This window comes from Marinobacter sp. RI1, assembly GCF_041155085.1.
Classification (GTDB): Bacteria; Pseudomonadota; Gammaproteobacteria; order Pseudomonadales; family Oleiphilaceae; genus Marinobacter; species Marinobacter nauticus.
Genome location: NZ_AP031605.1, coordinates 847,029 through 864,922 on the forward strand (window position 1 = coordinate 847,029; position 17,894 = coordinate 864,922).

The window sequence follows — 17,894 nt, forward strand, 5'->3', positions numbered from 1 at the left end:
TCATGCTGCGGAGAATGCCTTGAAAGCATTGGTGCTTGAAGACGATGATCTCTTATCGGAGCTGCTGGAGACCGTAGTGGCGGGGCTCCGTCCAGGCATGCGGGTTACGGTGGCGAGCCGGCTGTCCGAAGCCTTCCGATATGTTGAAGATGACGATTTTGATCTGATTATTGCGGACTGGAACCTGCCGGATGGCTCGGGGCTGGAACTGGTTCGCAGGGTTCGTTCAGCTAAAGCGACCATGCCCGTTGTGATTGTCTCGGCCCGGGCCGATCGGGACTCCGTATTGAAGGCCGCCCATTACGGCATCAATGGCTATATTACCAAGCCGCTGGACGTTCGTGTCCTGCATAAGAAACTCACCGATCTCCTGTCCGATACTCCTGCGAAGCTGCCTTCGATCTCGAGTTATCTGGCCGATGCGCTGGAGAACATTACGCAGTTGCCGTCCGATCTGGATGCTGCTGAGATTCTGGATTTATACCGGCGTCAGGACGAGCTTTCTGCTTCGCAACTTGCAGAACGGTGGCGGGATCACCCAGCGCTGACGCTGCGCCTGCTGGATGTGGCCAACAGCACCTCCTTTCGCCGTACGGGTGAACCTCTGGATACAGTCCGGGACGCGATCAGTTCGATCGGGGTTGCGATGGCGTTAAACCAGGCGCTGGCATTGTCTCTGGATGTTTCGCGCAATATCCAGCATCCGCCGTTGCGCGCTCGGGTTGGCGTCTATTACGGCCAGGCGCTCAGTGTCGCAAAATCCGCCCAGGCTCTGGCGCTGAGACTCAAAAAGCAGCCGGTGCTGTTCCAGCAGGCTGGCCTGCTCAGTCGCCTTGGTGAGATGGCCCTGGTCAAAGTGCTGGATGAATACGTGGCGCTGGGTGGCGAAGTCGAGGAGGCCGCGTTTGAAGCCCTGTTTCGGGAATGGTCCGCACCGTTTGGAAACCGACTGAAAATTCACTGGCATCTGCCACTCGGTTTGAGGGAGTTGATTGGGGCAGTGCATTCGCTTGGTTCTGACTGTACCCGTGAAGACCGACTGGTGATGAGGGCGGCCTCTCTGGAAGCGGCAGGTGCGAAATCCGGCGAAGAATGCCAGCGTTTACTGCGACGGCTGGGCCTGGATGAGACTGAACCAAAGGAGTTAAAGCCCTCGTGAGCCAACAAGTTGATCGCGTGCTTTACGTTGAGGATGATGAGGACATTCGCAGTGTGGCTGAGCTGGCACTGGTGGATGTGGGCGGCTTCGATGTCTGCCTGTGTGCCTCCGGTCAGGAAGCCCTATCACGCATTGAGGAATTTGGACCGGATCTGGTTTTACTGGATGTGATGATGCCGGGTATGGATGGGCCTCAGACTCTGAAAGCCTTGCAGCAGCGCCCGGAGGGGCTGAATATTCCGGTTATCTTTATGACCGCTCGTTTACAGCCCTCGGAAATTGAGGAATACCGGTTGCTGGGCGCCATCGGTGTCATTCCGAAACCCTTTGATCCCATGACTCTGGCCGATGATATCCGGCGCCTGGTGGCCGACAACCCGGAGCGTTGAACCGGGTGCGTCGTCATCGGTTTTAGGGTAGGCTGGCGCCCCGCAAATGAACTGATCACCGAGGTTGTCATGTCATCCCCCCAGTCGCCGGAAGAAATCAAGGCCAAGCTCAACCTGGAGACCTCCCGCATTCACTGGCATGAGCTGCAAACCTATTATGCCCGGGGCCAGGTAGTGCGAGTGGCGCCAGAGCTGGACCTGCTGAATGTGGCGGCCCAGTTGGCGGCGGACAACAAGGCCCAGTTCGAGCACTGGATGTCCGGAGGGCAGGTGGGCGAGGTGGCACCGGACCTCGCGCGCGCCTGGTATGATCGCAACGCCGAACTCTGGGCGGTCGTCATTGCCCCCTGGGTGCTGGTACAGGACCGCTCCGGCGAGCGCCTGCACTGAACGCCCCTGATTTTCACCGCAACTGTCCTACACTTTATCCCTGTATTCATTCGAGGTTGTCATGCTGACCGGTGCGCTCCTGATACTGGCTCCGTTGTTTCTGGGCTTTGCCATTGCCCTCTCCAATCGCCAGCTGATGACCGTGATTCACTATTCGGTGGAGGCCCTGGTGTATTTCATTCTGGCTCTGCTGGGATTGGGGCTGGGGCAGATGGAAGGGCTGCTGGGTCAGCTGGGTACCATGGCCGCCCAGGTGGCGGGGCTGGTGCTGGTCTTGTTGGTGGCGAACATGGCGGGCCTTTGGCTGTTTCACCGTTGGCAGCCCATGCACACGGAGGCGGCTGAAACCGGTTCCAGGCCCGGTTATGGCCGCCTGTTTCTGGCAGGCCTCAAACCGCTTTTGTCCGTGCTTGTCGGTGCTCTGCTCGGGTATTTCCTGTTCCCGGATCTGCCGATGGTGGACGATGTGGCCACCTGGGCGCTGATGTTGTTGCTGTTCCTTATAGGGCTTCAGTTACGCAATGCCGGCCTGTCATTGCGCAAACTGCTGATGAACCGCCAGGGGCTGGGGATTGCACTGGCCCTGGTGGTTAGCTCCCTGGTGGCGGGGCTGGCTCTGGTGCCGGTACTGGATATCCCCTGGCATCAGTCTTTGGCCCTGGCCTCCGGGTTTGGTTGGTATTCACTCTCAGGCATTGTCATTGGTGATGCCTTGGGACCCGCCTGGGGCGGTGTCGCTTTCCTGAACGATGTGCTGCGGGAAATTATTGCTCTGGCCCTGATTCCGCTAGTGATCCATGCCCGGCCAGCCATGGCCATCGGCTACGGCGGAGCCACCGCCATGGATTTCACGCTGCCGGTCATTCGCAGCAGTGGCGGCCTGGCCTGTGTGCCGGTGGCTATCGCCTCCGGATTTCTGCTGTCCTTCCTTTCACCGGTGCTGATGGGCGTTTTTCTGTCGCTGGGATAGGTTGATTTTGCTCAATTTGACCCGGTGCAATGCTTTGGTCAGATTTACGGCTATAGTGGCTACGGATTAGTATGCAAAGAATAACCATATCGTCCCCGGAGCCTCTGGATGCACCGCCGTCAATTTCTGCAACTGACGATAGCTGCCGCTGTTGCCGCGGGCATGAGCGGTTGCTCCCGGTCTGAACCCCTGAGAACCGGTATCCACCCCTGGATTGGTTACGAACCCCTGTACCTCGCAGAAGAATTTGGTTGGCTGCCGGAAACGGTGCAACTGGTAAAAGGCCGGGCAGCCAGTGATTCCATCACTGGACTGATTTCTGGCAACCTGGACGCCGCAGCCCTGACCCTGGATGAAACCCTGAGAGTTCTTGCCGCAGGTGTACCGGTGAAGGCTGTAGCCGTCACCAATGTCTCCGTAGGCGCGGACGTGCTGCTGGTTCGGCCCGAAATCACCGGTCTTTCGGGGTTGAGGGGCCGGCGGGTGGCCGTGGAACTCGGTGGCGTGTCCGGCATCCTGCTGTTCTCGGTGCTGGAACGCGCGGGCCTGACCAGCAACGACATATCGGTGGTGGACATACCGGTCAACGAACATACCCGGGCCTGGCAGCGTGGTGATATCGATGCTTCCATCAGCTACGAACCGGAGGCCTCCCGGCTGGTGGCCGAAGGTGCGGTACGTCTGTTTGACAGCAGCCAACTGCCGGAAACCATCTTCGATCTGCTGGTGGTCACGGATGCTGCGGCCAGTCGGCAGCCAGCTGCGGTACGGGATCTGGTGAAAGGACATTTTCTTGGCCTGCAGCATCTGGTTCGCAACATGCACGATGCGGTCTATCGGGTAGCCACACGCCAGGAGGTGTCACCGGATATGGTGCGCCAGTCCCTGGCAACCGTGATGTTGCCGGAACTTTCGGCCAATCACCGGTACCTCACGCACAACGGTCGGCTGGAAGTGGTGGCGAAGACCCTGGAAAATATCATGGTTCGTGAGGGCCTGATGGATAAGCCCCTGCAATATGAGCACCTGACCGATCCGGCTTTCCTGCCACGGAGCCTGCCATGATAAAGGCTTTGCTTTCCCACTGCCTGGTTTGGCTGTTGCTGGTTGCTGCCAGCGTGCCTGCACCGGTGGCAGCCGGGGACTCGGTAACGCTCGGCGTTTTTGCCTACCGGCCAGATAATGTGATCAATGAACGTTATCAGCCCCTGGCCGACTACTTGACCCTGGAAACCGGCCTGCCGGTGAACCTGAGGGTGTTCAATCAGGATGATATGAACCGGGCCCTGGCCGCCAACCAGATCGATTTCTTCCTCACCAATCCCAGCCATTTTCTGGTGATTCGCAGTGAACGCAGCCTGACCGGCGCACTCGCAACCCTGGGGCGAAACTGGCAGGGCGAAACCACGGGCAGTATCGGCGGGGTAATCATTGCCCGTGCCGAACGGGAGGATATCAACCGCCTGCAAGACCTTGAGAAAAAGAGTATTGCTACGCCGGGGCTGACGTATCTGGGAGGTTATCAGGCCCAGGCGCTGGAGCTGGTCAATGCGGGCGTGGATGTCCGCCGCCACAACCGGATGGTGTTTCTGGGCAATCACGACAGGGTAATCCGCTCGGTGCTGTCGGGCGATACCGATGTCGGATTCATCCGTACCGGTATCTATGAAGAACTGCTGAGCGAGAACCCGAACCTTGCCGGCGAACTGAAAATCATCAATCCGCAGCAGCTGCGGGGCTATCCGTTCGTCCTGTCCACCCGGCTGTACCCGGAGTGGCCTCTGGTTTCTCTGCCCCATGTCGATAGCCGGACGGTGCGCCGGGTAGCGTCGGCACTGTTTGCCCTGGAGCCAGAGCATGCCGCGGCGCAGGCGGCTGGTCTGGCGGGGTTTTCACCGCCGGCGGACTATCAGTCGGTCGAGATGCTGACTCGAACCCTGCGTATGCCGCCCTACGATCAGGTGCCGAGGGTAACCTGGGTCGACATACTCCACCAATACCGCAACTGGGTGATTACCGTTGCTGTATTGTTCGTACTGCTGGTGCTCACCAGTCTCTGGCTTGGCCGCAAGAAGAAACAACTGGCTTCTGAAGAGCGTCGGCTGCGTTCACTGATTGCCAGCTGGCCCCAGCCGATGCTGATGATCCGCAATGGCGAGCTGGTGGATTGCAATCGGGCGGCAGTGGATCTGGTGGGCTACACGTCAGAAGCGTCGCTGCTGGGCAAATCCCTGGCGGCCTTCTCGCCCCATAGCCAGCCGGATGGAACTCCGTCGTCACAGAAGTCCGAGGCGCTTTTTGCCCGGGTGACGGCCGGAGAGGTGTCCCAGACAGAATGGTTGTTTGCACGCTCGGATGGGGCCCGGGTGTGGGTGGCCATGACCCTGGCTCCGGTTTATGAACACGACAGTGACATCCCTTCGGTACTTTGTTCCTGGCACGACATCACCCGCCGAAAACAGGCCGAGGAACAGCAACGGTTGGCGCTGAGGGTGTTCAAGAATGCCCGCGAAGCCATATTCATTACGGATGCCCACGGCGTGGTGATGGATATCAATGAAGCCTATACCCAGATTACCGGGCGGGATCACAAGTCTGCCATTGGCAGTTTGCCGCCCATGCCGGTGGATGAGGGCAGTGCCATACTGGTGGCTGCCAACCGGCACGGTGTGTGGAGCGGGGAATTCGCCGCCCGGCACCAGGAAGGCCAGGCCATTGTACTTAACCTTACCCTGAGCAGCGTACTGGATGAGCAGGGCGAGCTGTCCCACTTTGTAGGTGTGTTCAGTGATATCACCCGACAGAAAGAGATCGAGAAGCAGCTCAGGATCATGGCGCACTACGACGCGCTGACCAATCTGCCGAACCGGGTACTGTTCTCGGATCGTCTGCACCAGTCCATGGCCCAGGCCCGCCGGCAGAATTACCGGTTGGCGGTGATCTACATCGATCTGGATCAGTTCAAGCCGGTGAACGATGCCTTTGGCCACGATGCCGGAGATGGATTGCTGGTGGAGGTGGCCCGGCGCATGCGCTCGACTCTCCGGGAGGAGGACAGTCTGGCACGATTGGGCGGCGACGAGTTTGCCGCCATCATCGTCAATGTGCCGGACGCGGCGACCCTGGATGTTCTGCTTTCACGGTTGCTAACGGTGATTGCCGAACCGGTGTGGGTGGCCAATCACAGCGTTGAAGTGTCCGCGAGCATGGGTTACACCCTGTACCCGCAAGGTGAGGAGATTGACGGTGATCAGCTGCTTCGCCAGGCAGACCAGGCCATGTATCGGGCCAAGCGCGAAGGCAAGAACCGCTACTGCTGTTTTCAGGATACCGATGCCTGATCATGGCTGTGGTTGAGTAACCCCACGCCATCCTGCCAATACAGTGCCTTGCTCCACTGATCGGTGAGCCGGCGCACAGCGCTGAGTTCGTCCAGAACCTGGTCACCCAGGCTGGAACTGAACTCCCGTCGGATCATCTTCTGCAGGGTGGCGGCTTTAAGCTGATGGTAGACTGTTTCGGCTTCCTGGAACTGCTCCGGCGCTGGCGCTTCTGACGCCACCAACACCCGAATAACCTCGAAATAACGGTTGAAAACCGGCTCCAGTGTTTCGAAATCCGTGCGGCGTGCCAGCGCCCGAAGCCTGACCAGATGCAGGGTCAGCTCAGTGGCTTCCGCCAGGTAACGGCAGGTGCGAATGCTCAGCGTCAGCGCATCCACCACCGACGGGTGCATTTTCTCGGCTCTCAGGCGCCCGATATAGTCGTTAATGGCCAGATTCAGGTTACGCACGGCATCGGCCTTCGGGCGGACATCGGATTCCTCCAGGCTTTCCCGATCCAGGCATACCCGCAGCAACCCCCGGCTGTGGCCAATCAACCGCTTCATCTCCTGATCCACGGCGCCGATGGCCAGTTCTGGTGTCGTCACCAGGGTGTCATCGAGATATCGCGGTTCGGCGTTGTCTTCTTCCTTGCTGCGGAATAGCCGGCCCAGAAAACGGGCGAATGGCAGGGTGAAGGGCAGCATGATCGCGGCACCCAGAACGTTAAACAGGGTATGGAACAGGGCCAGCGAAACCGCCGGGTTGGCTTCCAGATCCAGCCAGTCGGTCAGGGTATTCACCAGCCAGAGCATGGCCGGCAGTACCAGCAGGGCGATGACGCCGGTGACCAGGTTGAACAGGATGTGGCCGGTGGCCAGCCGGCGGGCGTTTGCCGTGGCTTTCAGAGCCGACAGCGCGGCGGTCGACGTGGAACCCAGATTGGCGCCAATCACCGCCGCCGCAGCATTATCGAGCGGAATCAGGCCGCCGGCCGCGGCGGTGAGCACGATGGCCAGCGCGGCGCTGGAGGACTGGGTTAGAACCGTGGCCAATAGGCCAATCAGCATGAAGGCCGGCAGGCCGTAATCGGCGCTGATCAGGTTACCGTTCTGGAAGCCGAGGGCTGACGATTCCAATGCGGTTTTGAGAATCGACAGCCCCAGGAAAAACAGCGCAAAACCTGCCAGTGCTTCCCCCAGAAACTGGTTTCTCGGGTTGCGGCTGATCAGCTTGAAGCCCACCCCGGCTGCCAGCAGTGGCAGCGCCATGGCTTCAATCTTGAAGCCGAAGCCAATCAGGCTGACCAGCCAGCCGGTCATGGTGGTGCCGATGTTGGAGCCGAAAACGACGCCCAGGGACTGGGCCAGGGTCATCAGGCCGGCATTCACAAAGCCAATGGTTGCCACGGTAACCGCGCCTGAATGCTGCACGATTCCGGTAATGACAAAGCCGGCAAACAGACCGCGTAGCGGAGTTCTGGTCCAGTGTCCCAGCATATGGCGCAGATGATGGCCGGCGGCGTTTTTCAGACCGTTGGTCATCATCTCCATAGCCAGGAGAAACAGGGCCAGACCGCCCAGAACCTGGAAAACCGATGACAGCATGATGGGTTATCTTTTTTATGGATGGGGCTTTAACACAAGCCTAGCAGAGCCCGGGCAGCTTTCAGAGTGTCAGACCAGAAACTTCCGGATATCGAGTTTGTAGTCGTCTGGATCGACCGCCCGAACGATCCGGTCCTGGTTGCCGGGGCGAGACAGATCGATGGTATGCAAGGTTACAGGCATTCGGAACTTCGTATTGTACATAACGCGCACCACGGGCAATCTCTGGTCAGATTCATTCGTTTCGATGACCACGCCCAGCTTGCCGCTTTCAAGTAAGACCAATGAACCTATCGGGTACAGCCCAACGCAACGGATAAACTGTTTCACCAGCGTCGGGTCCAGATGATCCCCGGACCACTCCAGCAGTTTCTTCAGCCCTTGAGTCGGCGTCAGGCCTTTGTGGTAAACCCGGTCAGCAGTGATAGCGTCGTAAACATCAGTGATGGCAACCATGCGTCCGTACTCGGTGATTTCGTCGCCTTTGAGACCTTCTGGATAGCCGCTGCCGTCCAGTTTCTCATGATGTTGGGCGGCGGTTATCACGGTGATCTCGCCGATGCCTTCGGTGCTGGCAAGAATGTCACGGGAATGGCGGGCGTGCAGCTTCATGACCTCGAATTCTTCCGCCGTCAGTCGGCCAGGTTTGTGCAGAACCTCATCGGGCGTAAGAATTTTTCCGATGTCGTGCAACAAAGCGCCTACGATGGTCTGGTGCAGAACATCCTGAGAGAGTTTCCGGTAATGTCCGAACAGTGACATCAATACGCTCAGATTGACTGAGTGTTCCAACAGGTAATTGTCTTTCTCGCGGATCCGTCCCAGGCAACTCAGGGCATTGGCATTGCGTAGTACCGAATTTTGCAGCTCGTCTGCGAGCTGGTGAATCGGGGCCACATCAATTGCACCACCAATCTTGACGTTGTTCATGAAACTGCCCACCAGGCTTTGGGCCTGGCTGTGCACCTGTTGAGCAATAACTATTTCTTCTGCCAGAGGGGCCTTCGGGGTGTATCCCGGCTTCAGGGCTCCGGCGTTCTGCAGGGCCGTTTCATTGCGCTGATCCACATGCGCCGCCGGCTCGGAATCCTGGCAGTCGGCGCCACGGGTGACATCAATGTAGATATATTGCACGCCCATCCTGCGGATTTTTTCAATGGTCTCTTCCCGCTTTATCACCCCTTGCTTGCGCTGGGTGTTATGGGGGATCCAGTCGTTGTTCAGGTCGGTGATGTACATGCCGACCTTCAGGGCGGAGACAGGAATGCGCTTGATCATTGATGGGGGAAAAACGTTCTCAGGCTATTTTGATAGGTCTGACTTAATACCTGATCCATCGGCAACTCCTTAACGTCGGCAATTTTCTCGGCCACGAACGGCAGGTAAAACGGTGCGTTTTCGCGGCCGCGATAGGGTACGGGTGTCAGGAACGGGGCATCGGTTTCCAGCAGGATCTGTTCGATGGGCGTCATGCGTACGATATCGCGCACGTTCTCGGCCTTATTGAAAGTGGTGATGCCGTTGAAGCCCAGGCACCAGCCCTGGTCGATGGCGTATTGTGCCAGCCCGGGCCCGGAGGTGAAGCTGTGAATAACGCCCCGGCGCTCCAGCGAATGCTCGAACTCTTTCAGAATCGCGATGGTGTCGTCATCGGCGTCGCGGCTGTGAATTACCACCGGGCGGTCGCTGTCGCAGGCAATCTGCAGCTGCCGGCGAAACACGTCCCGCTGCACGGCGCGATCGGCATTGTCGTAGAAATAGTCCAACCCGATCTCGCCGACGGCCACGATCTTGTCGTCGGTGGCATGCTGGCGAATCTCCGCCTCCACCTCATCGGTGTAGGTTTCCGCTTCATGGGGATGAATGCCCTGGGTACCAAACACCCAGTCAGCCGAACCAGCCAGCTCGCGCACTGCCGCCAGGTTCTCAGGTGACACGGCAATGGTGATCACCTTTTCGATGTTGACCCGCTGGCTTTGCTCCAGGGTATCGGACAACGGCCGGTCTTTCAGGTAGTCCAGATGGCAGTGGGTCTCGATGATCGGGTGATCGAATACGGGAATCTCACGACGTTTCTTGCTCATGCCGGGGTACTAGACTCCATCAGGGTCGGTGTGTGGATGCTATTCTGAGAAGCGAATCACACAAGTTTATCACTTTGTACGATTACTGACCTGCATCGTGGCGATAGGGAGTTTCCTTGATGAAGTATACGGCGTTTGCCCGTTCCTGGTTCCTGAATCCCGACAAGCCGGCTCTCGAAGGCTATCCCTCTCTGTACGAGGGCGAAGACAAGCTACCTGCGCTTGAAGCCAGTCTGGAGGACATCGGAGAGTACCAGAGGCGGTTGTGGGCGAATCGTAAGCGGGCATTGCTGGTCGTCATCCATGGCCCGGACACCAGCGGCAAGGACAGCCTGATCCGGACGCTGGCCACCTATGCTGACCCGGCCGGCTTTCATGCCTGGTCATTCGGGCGACCCAATGAAACGGAAGCAGCGCATGATTTTCTCTGGCGGGTGACGCCCTATCTCCCCGCCTATGGCCAGATGGTGGCCTTCAACCGTAGTCATCATGAGGCCGTGATCGGGGAGCGGGTATGGCCCGTGCGTGATGCCGAAACCTATCACTGGCCGGCCCGGTTCGAGGCGATACGACATTTTGAGCGTCACCTGGTCAGCGAAGGCACCTGTGTCGTAAAAATCTGGCTCAATCTCTCCGAGGATGAGCATAAACAGCGATTGCTCAAACGTCTGGACAAGCCCAGGAAGCGCTGGAAGTTTGACCGCTCGGACATCGAGGGCTGGAAACAGCGCACCCGTTATCAGGCCTTCGCCGAGGAAGCCCTGGCTCAGACCCACACCGAGGAAGCCCCCTGGTTCATTGTGCCCGGCGACCGCAAGCCCCAGGCCCGGGCGATTGTGGCGGCACTGCTGGCCGAGGTGCTGAAACAGCTTGCGCCGGACTACCCGGCCGAACATCCGGATGTACTGGAAGACTATCGTCAGCTGCTGGCAGCGAATGGTGTCAGCTAATGGAGGTATTATGCACATCGCAGTGGTAGGTGGTGGCGTGGTGGGTGTTACCACCGCCAGAGAACTGATTCGCCGGGGGCACCAGGTGACCCTGCTGGAGCGACACGACCTTGCTGGTAACGAGACCAGCAAAGGCAACGCCGCCCAGCGGTCTTACGGTGTGGTTTACCCCTGGGCTGATCCCTCCATGGTCTTCAAGGCACTGCCTTGGCTGTTCAAAACCGACGGCCCGCTCAAGCTGCGGGTGCCGCCTTCGGTAGAAGCCATCAAGTTTATGTTTGCCACCCTGCGCTATGCCTGGAGCCCGGGACTGTTTGGCCTGAACAAACGGGCCATGCTGCGTCTGGGTATCCACAGTCGGGAGCGCTTTCTGGCCCTGGAACAGGAGCATGACCTGAGCTTTGATGGCGACCACAAGGGCCTGCTGCACCTGGCCAGCACCCCTGAGGCCATGGATGATTATCGTGAGATTCACGACCTGCTGAATGAGCTGGGCATCGCTTCGCAGCTGCTCACGCCCGAGCAGGTTCGAACCGCGGAGCCGGGTATGACCGGAGACGGGCCCCTTTATGGTGCCATCAGCTATGACACGGACGGCACCGGCGACTGTCACCTGTTTTCTCGGGCACTGGCGCAGGTGTGTGAACAACAAGGGGCAACCTTCCACTATGGTGTCGAGGTTGAGCGGCTGTTGTTTGATGACGAGAAGGTGAACGGGATCGAGTATCGAACCCGCAGCGGCGAGTTAGTAAACCTGGAAGCGGATGCGGTGGTGGTTTGTGCCGGATGCTGGTCACCGCAGCTGGTTCGGCCCCTGGGGCTGGAGCTACCGATCTATCCGATCAAGGGTTACAGCCTGACAGTGCCCCTCAGCGACCCGGACAAGGCCCCGGCCAGCACGATCCACGACGATAACCTGAAAGTAGTGTCGACCCGACTGGGCAACCGGCTCCGGGCCACGGGCTTTGTTGAGCTGGCGGACTTCAATCGTGACATTCCGGAGGCGCGCATCGCCACCATCAAGAAATCTGTGCGTTCACGCTTTCCCGGCTGCGCGGATCTTGAGGCTGCCGAAACCTGGACCGGTTTCCGCCCCATGACCCCGGATGGCCCGGCCATCATTGGCCGAGGGCCACGCCGGAATCTGTTCCTGAATACCGGCCACGGCACCTTCGGCTGGACCCTGTCGGCGGGCAGCGCCTCGCTGATTGCCCAGGTCATCGACGGTGAAGAACCGGCCGTGCCGCTGGATGCGTTCCGGCCCGGGAGGTTCCAGGAGTAAACTCAGAGTTTGCGCTCGAGGTTGCCGCACAGGGTGTGAGCAAAGCCGACGTCCCGTTCGGAAAGCATGGGCAGGCGCTGGAATACCCACTGCGACAGCTTGCTGTCGGCCGGTGCCTCCAGCGCCGGTAACAGTGTTTCCAGGCGTTGTCGCAAGGCGCCGAGGCTGGCATCCGAGGCGACCTCGGGCGTGCTGTCACTCTGGCGCGCCAGTCCGGACAGCTCCCAGGCATACAGCATGACCGCCTGGGACAGATTCAGGGACGGATAGCTGACCGCCATCGGAAAGCCGGTAAGCAGATCGCACAGGGCCAGTTCTTCATTGGCCAGGCCCCGGTCCTCACGACCAAACACCAGCGCCGCCGTCGCCACCGAGCCGCCTTTATTAGCCAGTGCCGAGCGCAGTGCGCCGGGTTCATGCCAGTCCTGCCGATGATGGCGGGGCTTGGCTGAGGTGCCCATCAGCAAATCCGCGGAGTTTCTAACCGCGGCCAGATCGGGGAAAATGCGCGCATTATCCAGAATGTGGTCACTGCCATGGGCCAGCCAGTGGGCTTCGGGCCGCGTATGCAGGTCGGAATTGACCAGCCATAGCTCGGAAAAACCCATGGTGCACAGGGCCCGCGCAGCGGCGCCGACATTTTCCGGGACTTTCGGTTCAACCAGTACAAAGGCCAGTTTCATGACATTACCTCCGGCGGCGAGTTTACACCAAGCCTCGGGTTGTTTTTACCAGCGCTGGCAGTCTTTGAATGACTGGCTGCGGGAACTGGAGCCACTCTGGCGCCCCATCCCGTTCATGGAACCTGCCCCCGCCTGGCGCGACGCGCATCCGGACCTGGCGCGCTGGCTGGAGGCGCTTCCAGAGGTGGAGTGTCAGGACTGGGAGGAGCGGCTCCCGGAACTGTCCTCGGTGTTAGCCGGCTATGTCCCGGCGCTGGCCCGGTACCGGGATCTGCTTGATTTACCCCGTCTGGCGACCGAGGCCGAGGGCCGGCAGGCGGAACTGGCGGAGGTGGCCGCCGTTGATATGCCTGGCCGAAAACGACAGCAGGCCGGCGCATTCGCCGCTGCAATTTCGCCCCTGGGCTATCCGGTACTGGACTGGTGTTGTGGCAAGGGGCATCTGGGCCGGACCCTGGCCCGGCGGGGTGTGGTGCAGGTAACCGGATTTGAGTGGAATCCGGAACTGGTGACCGATGGCAACCGCCTTGCCGAACACTATGGCGACCCGGTTCGCTTGTCTCATCAGGATGTGATGGTTGATGGCCTCAAACTGCCTGAGCGCCACCATGGGGTGGCGCTGCACGCCTGTGGCGATCTGCACCGCCGGCTGATGCAATCTGGTGCCCAGGCCGGTTTGCCCCGGCTCAGTCTGTCACCCTGCTGCTATCATCTGACCGGGGGTGAACGGTATCAGCTTCAAGCCCGGCAAACCCGGGAATACGGCCAGTGCTTGTCGGTGGATCGTAACGATCTGCGACTGGCAGTCCAGGAAACGGTCACGGCACCGGAGAGAGTGCGCGAGCAGACCGCGCGCATCAGTACCTGGCGCCTGGGTTTCGATGCGTTGCAGCGGGAGCTGACCGGCAACAGGCATTACCTGCCGGTACCGTCGCACCCGGCGCGGCTCAATAATGGCCGTTTCGAGGATTTCTGTCGCTGGGCGGCGGCAAAGAAACAACTGGCTCTGCCCGCCGATGTTGACTGGACAGAATGGCTGGCGCGCGGTGAGGAACGATATCGTCAGGTGCGCCGGCATGAACTGCTGCGGCACCTGTTCCGGCGGCCCCTGGAACTCTGGCTGGTCCTGGACTACGCCGTGTTTCTGGAAGAACAGGGTTACCGGGTTCGACTGGGCACCTTCTGTGATCGTCAGCTGACGCCAAGAAACCTGCTACTGGATGCGGAACGTGAGGGCGGTTGAAAGCCTGAGCGCTTTCTGACTGCGGAATCAAAAAGAAAGGCGCCCGAAGGCGCCTTACCGAGGTTGCCCGGATTGCCTTAACGGCGAACCTGGATGCGTGCCTCAACACGACGGTTCTGGGCACGGCCAGCCGGCGTATCATTGGTGGCAACAGGCTCGGCTTCACCATAGCCCACCGCGCTGACACGGTCCGGATCGACACCCAGAGGCCCGGTCAGTCGACCGGCAACCGCTTCTGCCCGGCGCTGGGACAGAAACTGGTTGTAGCCCGCTTCACCGGCGCTGTCGGTATGGCCAGCGATCTCAACGGTGGTTTCCGGGTATTCCTCCATGAAATCGGCGACGCGACGAATTTCGTTGTCATAGGCGTTGTCGATAACAGAGCTGTTGGTGGGGAACTGAACCCGCAGTTCAATGGTTTCCACCGTTTCAGTAATGCCCTCACAGCCGGTTTCATCCACCGTGGCGCCCGCGGTGGTGTCCGGGCATTGATCCTGGCTGTTCACCACACCATCGTTGTCGCTGTCGAGCTCACAGCCGCGGCTGTTAACCTCGGCACCGGCTGGCGTGTTGGGGCACTGGTCGCGGCTGTCAGCCACGCCGTCATTGTCGCTGTCCAGCTCGCAGCCACGGCTGTCGACGCTGGCACCGGCCGGTGTGCCCGGGCACTGGTCGCGAGTATCGGGCACGCCGTCGTTGTCGGCATCGGCCGGGGCTTTCGGGGCCGGGGCAGAAACCGTGCGGGTAAAGGCCCAGCTCAAGCCGAGCGATACCATGGTGTCGAAGGTGCTTTCATCAATGCCGTGGAATTCCCGCAGATCGCCACGAATGGAAATGCCATCACTGACGTTGTAGCGGAAGCCGGTACCCACGTTTACACGGGTTTCATCGTGATCGGTACCTGCCGAGCGGTAGGAAATGGAATCTCCCAGCCCGAAGTCGGCATGGCCTGCACCAAGAGAAACGTAAGGGTTCCAGGCAGCTTCCGGGCCGGCGAAGTAGTAGGTGCCGTCAACCCGGATTTCGTCAAAATCGGATTCGCCAGCCACATATTTGCGGTCGGCGTCGGCCCGTGAGTACAGGGCCTCAACTGACCAGTGAGGGCGGAAACGGTACTCAACACCAACACCGAAGGTGCCGGTTTCACTCAGGTCCCGTTTATCGTCAAAGAGCTGGAAGCCGGCAAACGGGTTGATGTAGATGGTTTCCTGGCGTTCCGCCAGGGCTGGCGTCGTAAGGGATGTTGCAAGGGCGGCCAGAGCGACCGGGCGCATGAGTTTCATGCAGAACCTCCTGTCTGATTATTATGTCCTGAAGCTGTCTCCGTTGAAGACGGATAAACTCCGGTAAAACACCACGTTACTGAAAATCTAGGCCAGTAAGCCATAAAACACAAAATTTGGCATCTCTCGACGTCTTCGCATTTGTACGCAGCCTTCACAGGCGACAGATCAATCACCCGCTGGCGTGAAATACAGGTGCGCGCTTTTTTTACTGAAATTCAGCCTGTCGCCATTGCCAAACCGGACCTCGAACGAGCTTTCATCTTCCGAGATAACCTCACCTGTGCCAAAGATAGCATGGGTCAGACGCTGCTGATGCCACACTGGTTCCGCCGTGTTTGGGCTGACTGTTCCTTCGCTTTCCAGCTGAACGCCCTCGCGTTCAGCGTATCGCAGACTCACGGGGGTTAACGGGTGGTCCAGCTTCAGGGGCTGGTCTGTTGGGGCAGTACCGGTATCCAGCGCGGAGCCGAGTTCCTGAGCCAATCCAAAGCACAGTTCGGAAACGAATCGACTGGGGCCTTGTTCGCCCGCCAGGTGCGGGCTGGCCGGGGTGGGCCGGGTGATCAGGTGCAGATGGTGGCGGGTGCGGGTCATGCCCACGTAGAGCAGCCTGCGCTCGCTTTCCAGCAGGGCCCGGGCATCGTCCTGGGGGCGCGGGCTATAGGGCAGATATTTCTCCTGCAGGCCGGGAATGATTACCACGGGCCATTCCAGTCCCTTGGTTCGGTGAATGCTGGACAGCAGGACACCCTCGTCCCGATGTTCGCTGGCCTGTTGCTTCAGCAGAGTGAGGTGGTCCAGGGCCCCGTCGGCATTGACTTCCAGGCTTTTCAGGTAGTCGCGAAACCCCTGAATGGTATCAATCCGCTCCTCGGCACTGTCATGGGTTAGTGCGAGACTGCGAATACCCTCATAGAGATCCATGTGCTCGGCATAGACGGTGATCAGGCCAGCTACCGGCCCCTGATAGCGGTCGAGTTGCTGCAGGACTTCACCGAGTTTTTTCAGCTTTCTGGCCGCCATGGGCGCCAGGGCGTCGAAATCCAGACTGAGCAGCCGTTCGTGCCAGCCGGTGTCGAACGCCGCCAGGAACCGGGCCAGGTTTTCCAGTTCCGGTTCTTTCAGGCCTACGTGGGGGAACCTCAGAATCTGGCGGGCAATGTCCAGTCGGTCATTTTCTGCCAGCTTGTCGAGCCGACGGGTAACCACCAGCAACAGGGCCTGCACTGCCTGAACCTCGCGGCTGAACAGCGCGCCCTTACCGGCGTCGATCCGGTAGGGGATCTGGCGTGCCAGCAGTTTCAGTTCAATCGGCACGCTCTGACTCCAGACCCGGAACAAGATGGCGCTCTGGCTTTGTTGTTCCGGCGCCAGTCCCTGCAGGATGGCCAGCACCTGGTTGCCATCGTTTTCGGCCTGATGCAGATGGATTTCGGTGGCGGGGGTACCCGGATGGGAATGGCACATCACATCCCGGCGGCCGGTATTATGGCAGATCAGGTGATTGGCCAGCAGCGCCACCCGGTGGCCGTAACGGAAGGTGTAGCTGAGGGTCTGCTCCAGCGGGCTTTCAAACTCATCACTGAACTTGCGCAGAATGAACTCGGGCCGGGCACCCCGGAACTCGTAGATGGTCTGGTCCGGGTCGCCGACTACGGTTACCCGGGCACGGTCTCCGGCCACATAACGCAGAAGCAGGTGCTGGATCTCGTTGGTGTCCTGGTATTCGTCCACCAGGATCAGATCCATTTTATTGCCCACCAGACGCTGCAACGGCGGGTTCTGGTGGATGGCCATCACCGGCTCATACAGCATGTCGGCATAGCTGATGCGGCTTTCGCTTTTGCGCCACTGTTCGAAGGAATGGAACAGGTCGATCAGGTAGCGGTGTTTGTCGGAGTAGCCCAGCTCCTCGAACACCACCTCCGCGGGTGCCAGCCCGGTTTTGACCCGGTCGATAAAGCCGGTGGCGGTTTCGACAAAATCCTTCTTGTTGCGGCGGATTTCATCGGCCAGTTCCTCCGGTGCCAGCCGCCGGGTCAGCAACCAGGCCTGGAAGCCGATCTCCTGTTCGGTCAGGATCTTTTCCGAAAAGCCCGGCAGATAGCCTTCCCGGACAAACCGACGATACAGCCGCAGGCCCATGGCGTGGTAGGTACGGATTTCCGGCAGCGCCAGCCCGCTCTGCTCGCAGACGGACTGCAGCTTGCGTTCGAAGTCTACCTTGGCGCTGCGGTTGAACATCAGCACCAGCATCCGGTCCGGGTCGTGGCCCTGGGTCAGCAGGTAGCGGATGCGCCAGGCCAGCGTGGAGGTTTTACCACTGCCCGCCACGGCCGTAATCACCGCATGCTCGTAACCGGCCGTGATGATGGCGCGCTGCTCGTCGGTCAGGTAATCCGGTAGGGACAGGTGGTCGGGGGCTTGGGTTTGGCTCGGCATAGTCGCTATTGTACTGGCCAACTGGTAGTGCGGATAGCGCTGCCGCATAATCCCGGCATAGCTCAGGCGCAAATACCTTCTTATGG

General features: G+C 59.8%; 15 protein-coding genes. 9 read left to right on the forward strand and 6 right to left on the reverse strand.

What is annotated here, in order from left to right:
- Nucleotides 1–19: 19 nt before the first annotated feature.
- The 6 genes from ACAM27_RS03725 to ACAM27_RS03750 all read left to right on the forward strand — a co-directional run bounded on the left by ACAM27_RS03725 (nucleotide 20) and on the right by ACAM27_RS03750 (nucleotide 6,249).
- Nucleotides 20–1,159, forward strand: coding sequence for a response regulator (locus tag ACAM27_RS03725; RefSeq protein ID WP_369612586.1), 1,140 nt, complete (start codon nucleotides 20–22; stop codon nucleotides 1,157–1,159).
- A complete protein-coding gene (locus ACAM27_RS03730; RefSeq protein ID WP_023009447.1) occupies nucleotides 1,156–1,548 on the forward strand; it encodes a response regulator in 393 nt (130 codons plus the stop codon). Before ACAM27_RS03725 ends, ACAM27_RS03730 begins: the two co-directional genes overlap by 4 nt.
- Before the next feature lie 69 nt (nucleotides 1,549–1,617).
- Nucleotides 1,618–1,938 carry a DUF2288 domain-containing protein gene (locus ACAM27_RS03735; RefSeq protein ID WP_011787074.1) on the forward strand — a complete coding sequence of 107 codons (321 nt, stop codon included), beginning with the start codon at nucleotides 1,618–1,620 and terminating at the stop codon, nucleotides 1,936–1,938.
- A 61-nt stretch (nucleotides 1,939–1,999) separates the two neighbouring features.
- Nucleotides 2,000–2,908, forward strand: a complete 909-nt coding sequence (locus ACAM27_RS03740) for a lysine exporter LysO family protein (RefSeq protein WP_023009448.1) — start codon at nucleotides 2,000–2,002, stop codon at nucleotides 2,906–2,908.
- Between the two features lie 108 nt (nucleotides 2,909–3,016).
- Complete coding sequence (locus ACAM27_RS03745; RefSeq protein WP_023009449.1) at nucleotides 3,017–3,973, forward strand: ABC transporter substrate-binding protein; 957 nt, start codon at nucleotides 3,017–3,019, stop codon at nucleotides 3,971–3,973.
- Entirely contained in the window at nucleotides 3,970–6,249 is a 2,280-nt protein-coding gene (locus ACAM27_RS03750; RefSeq protein ID WP_369612587.1) for a diguanylate cyclase domain-containing protein, read from the forward strand. Before ACAM27_RS03745 ends, ACAM27_RS03750 begins: the two co-directional genes overlap by 4 nt.
- On the opposite strand, the gene ACAM27_RS03755 is transcribed toward ACAM27_RS03750, so the two are convergent.
- From ACAM27_RS03755 to ACAM27_RS03765, 3 genes are all read right to left on the reverse strand, one after another.
- Nucleotides 6,231–7,838 (reverse strand): Na/Pi cotransporter family protein, encoded by a 1,608-nt coding sequence (locus tag ACAM27_RS03755; RefSeq protein ID WP_369612588.1) that lies wholly within the window; start codon nucleotides 7,836–7,838, stop codon nucleotides 6,231–6,233. The genes ACAM27_RS03750 and ACAM27_RS03755 overlap by 19 nt on opposite strands.
- A 69-nt stretch (nucleotides 7,839–7,907) precedes the next feature.
- The gene (locus ACAM27_RS03760; protein ID WP_023009452.1) at nucleotides 7,908–9,116 is read right to left on the reverse strand and encodes an HD-GYP domain-containing protein; all 1,209 of its coding nucleotides are present in this window, start codon (nucleotides 9,114–9,116) and stop codon (nucleotides 7,908–7,910) included.
- Nucleotides 9,113–9,922, reverse strand: a complete 810-nt coding sequence (locus tag ACAM27_RS03765) for a TatD family hydrolase (RefSeq protein ID WP_023009453.1) — start codon at nucleotides 9,920–9,922, stop codon at nucleotides 9,113–9,115. The genes ACAM27_RS03760 and ACAM27_RS03765 overlap by 4 nt, the downstream gene beginning before the upstream one ends.
- A 119-nt stretch (nucleotides 9,923–10,041) precedes the next feature.
- On the opposite strand from ACAM27_RS03765, the gene ACAM27_RS03770 reads away from it, so the two are divergent.
- Together ACAM27_RS03770 and ACAM27_RS03775 are read left to right on the forward strand one after the other, a co-directional pair.
- Nucleotides 10,042–10,872, forward strand: coding sequence for a polyphosphate kinase 2 family protein (locus ACAM27_RS03770; protein ID WP_023009454.1), 831 nt, complete (start codon nucleotides 10,042–10,044; stop codon nucleotides 10,870–10,872).
- Nucleotides 10,873–10,882: 10 nt separating this feature from the next.
- Entirely contained in the window at nucleotides 10,883–12,154 is a 1,272-nt protein-coding gene (locus ACAM27_RS03775) for a D-amino acid dehydrogenase (RefSeq protein WP_023009455.1), read from the forward strand.
- 2 nt (nucleotides 12,155–12,156) lie between these two features.
- Here the strand turns inward: ACAM27_RS03775 and ACAM27_RS03780 are convergent, their stop codons facing one another.
- Nucleotides 12,157–12,837, reverse strand: coding sequence for a tRNA/rRNA methyltransferase (locus tag ACAM27_RS03780; RefSeq protein ID WP_288036722.1), 681 nt, complete (start codon nucleotides 12,835–12,837; stop codon nucleotides 12,157–12,159).
- On the opposite strand from ACAM27_RS03780, the gene ACAM27_RS03785 reads away from it, so the two are divergent.
- On the forward strand, nucleotides 12,836–14,080 hold the full coding sequence (locus tag ACAM27_RS03785; protein WP_369612589.1) for a methyltransferase: 1,245 nt from the start codon (nucleotides 12,836–12,838) through the stop codon (nucleotides 14,078–14,080). The genes ACAM27_RS03780 and ACAM27_RS03785 overlap by 2 nt on opposite strands.
- Before the next feature lie 77 nt (nucleotides 14,081–14,157).
- Here ACAM27_RS03785 and ACAM27_RS03790 read toward each other — a convergent pair whose 3' ends face one another.
- On the reverse strand, nucleotides 14,158–15,363 hold the full coding sequence (locus ACAM27_RS03790) for an OmpA family protein (protein WP_369612590.1): 1,206 nt from the start codon (nucleotides 15,361–15,363) through the stop codon (nucleotides 14,158–14,160).
- A gap of 168 nt (nucleotides 15,364–15,531) precedes the next feature.
- Nucleotides 15,532–17,856, reverse strand: a complete 2,325-nt coding sequence (locus tag ACAM27_RS03795; protein ID WP_222198302.1) for an ATP-dependent helicase — start codon at nucleotides 17,854–17,856, stop codon at nucleotides 15,532–15,534.
- Between the last annotated feature and the right edge of the window lie 38 nt (nucleotides 17,857–17,894).

What these genes read in the sequence shown, in the direction of transcription:
- ACAM27_RS03760 (WP_023009452.1), bottom strand. Translation starts at nt 9,116, where the DNA reads ATGATCAAGCGCATTCCTGTCTCCGCCCTGAAGGTCGGCATGTACATC.
- ACAM27_RS03790 (WP_369612590.1), bottom strand. Translation starts at nt 15,363, where the DNA reads ATGAAACTCATGCGCCCGGTCGCTCTGGCCGCCCTTGCAACATCCCTT.
- ACAM27_RS03745 (WP_023009449.1), top strand. Translation starts at nt 3,017, where the DNA reads ATGCACCGCCGTCAATTTCTGCAACTGACGATAGCTGCCGCTGTTGCC.
- ACAM27_RS03740 (WP_023009448.1), top strand. Translation starts at nt 2,000, where the DNA reads ATGCTGACCGGTGCGCTCCTGATACTGGCTCCGTTGTTTCTGGGCTTT.
- ACAM27_RS03780 (WP_288036722.1), bottom strand. Translation starts at nt 12,837, where the DNA reads ATGAAACTGGCCTTTGTACTGGTTGAACCGAAAGTCCCGGAAAATGTC.
- ACAM27_RS03770 (WP_023009454.1), top strand. Translation starts at nt 10,042, where the DNA reads ATGAAGTATACGGCGTTTGCCCGTTCCTGGTTCCTGAATCCCGACAAG.
- ACAM27_RS03755 (WP_369612588.1), bottom strand. Translation starts at nt 7,838, where the DNA reads ATGCTGTCATCGGTTTTCCAGGTTCTGGGCGGTCTGGCCCTGTTTCTC.
- ACAM27_RS03735 (WP_011787074.1), top strand. Translation starts at nt 1,618, where the DNA reads ATGTCATCCCCCCAGTCGCCGGAAGAAATCAAGGCCAAGCTCAACCTG.
- ACAM27_RS03785 (WP_369612589.1), top strand. Translation starts at nt 12,836, where the DNA reads ATGACATTACCTCCGGCGGCGAGTTTACACCAAGCCTCGGGTTGTTTT.
- ACAM27_RS03795 (WP_222198302.1), bottom strand. Translation starts at nt 17,856, where the DNA reads ATGCGGCAGCGCTATCCGCACTACCAGTTGGCCAGTACAATAGCGACT.
- ACAM27_RS03750 (WP_369612587.1), top strand. Translation starts at nt 3,970, where the DNA reads ATGATAAAGGCTTTGCTTTCCCACTGCCTGGTTTGGCTGTTGCTGGTT.
- ACAM27_RS03775 (WP_023009455.1), top strand. Translation starts at nt 10,883, where the DNA reads ATGCACATCGCAGTGGTAGGTGGTGGCGTGGTGGGTGTTACCACCGCC.
- ACAM27_RS03765 (WP_023009453.1), bottom strand. Translation starts at nt 9,922, where the DNA reads ATGAGCAAGAAACGTCGTGAGATTCCCGTATTCGATCACCCGATCATC.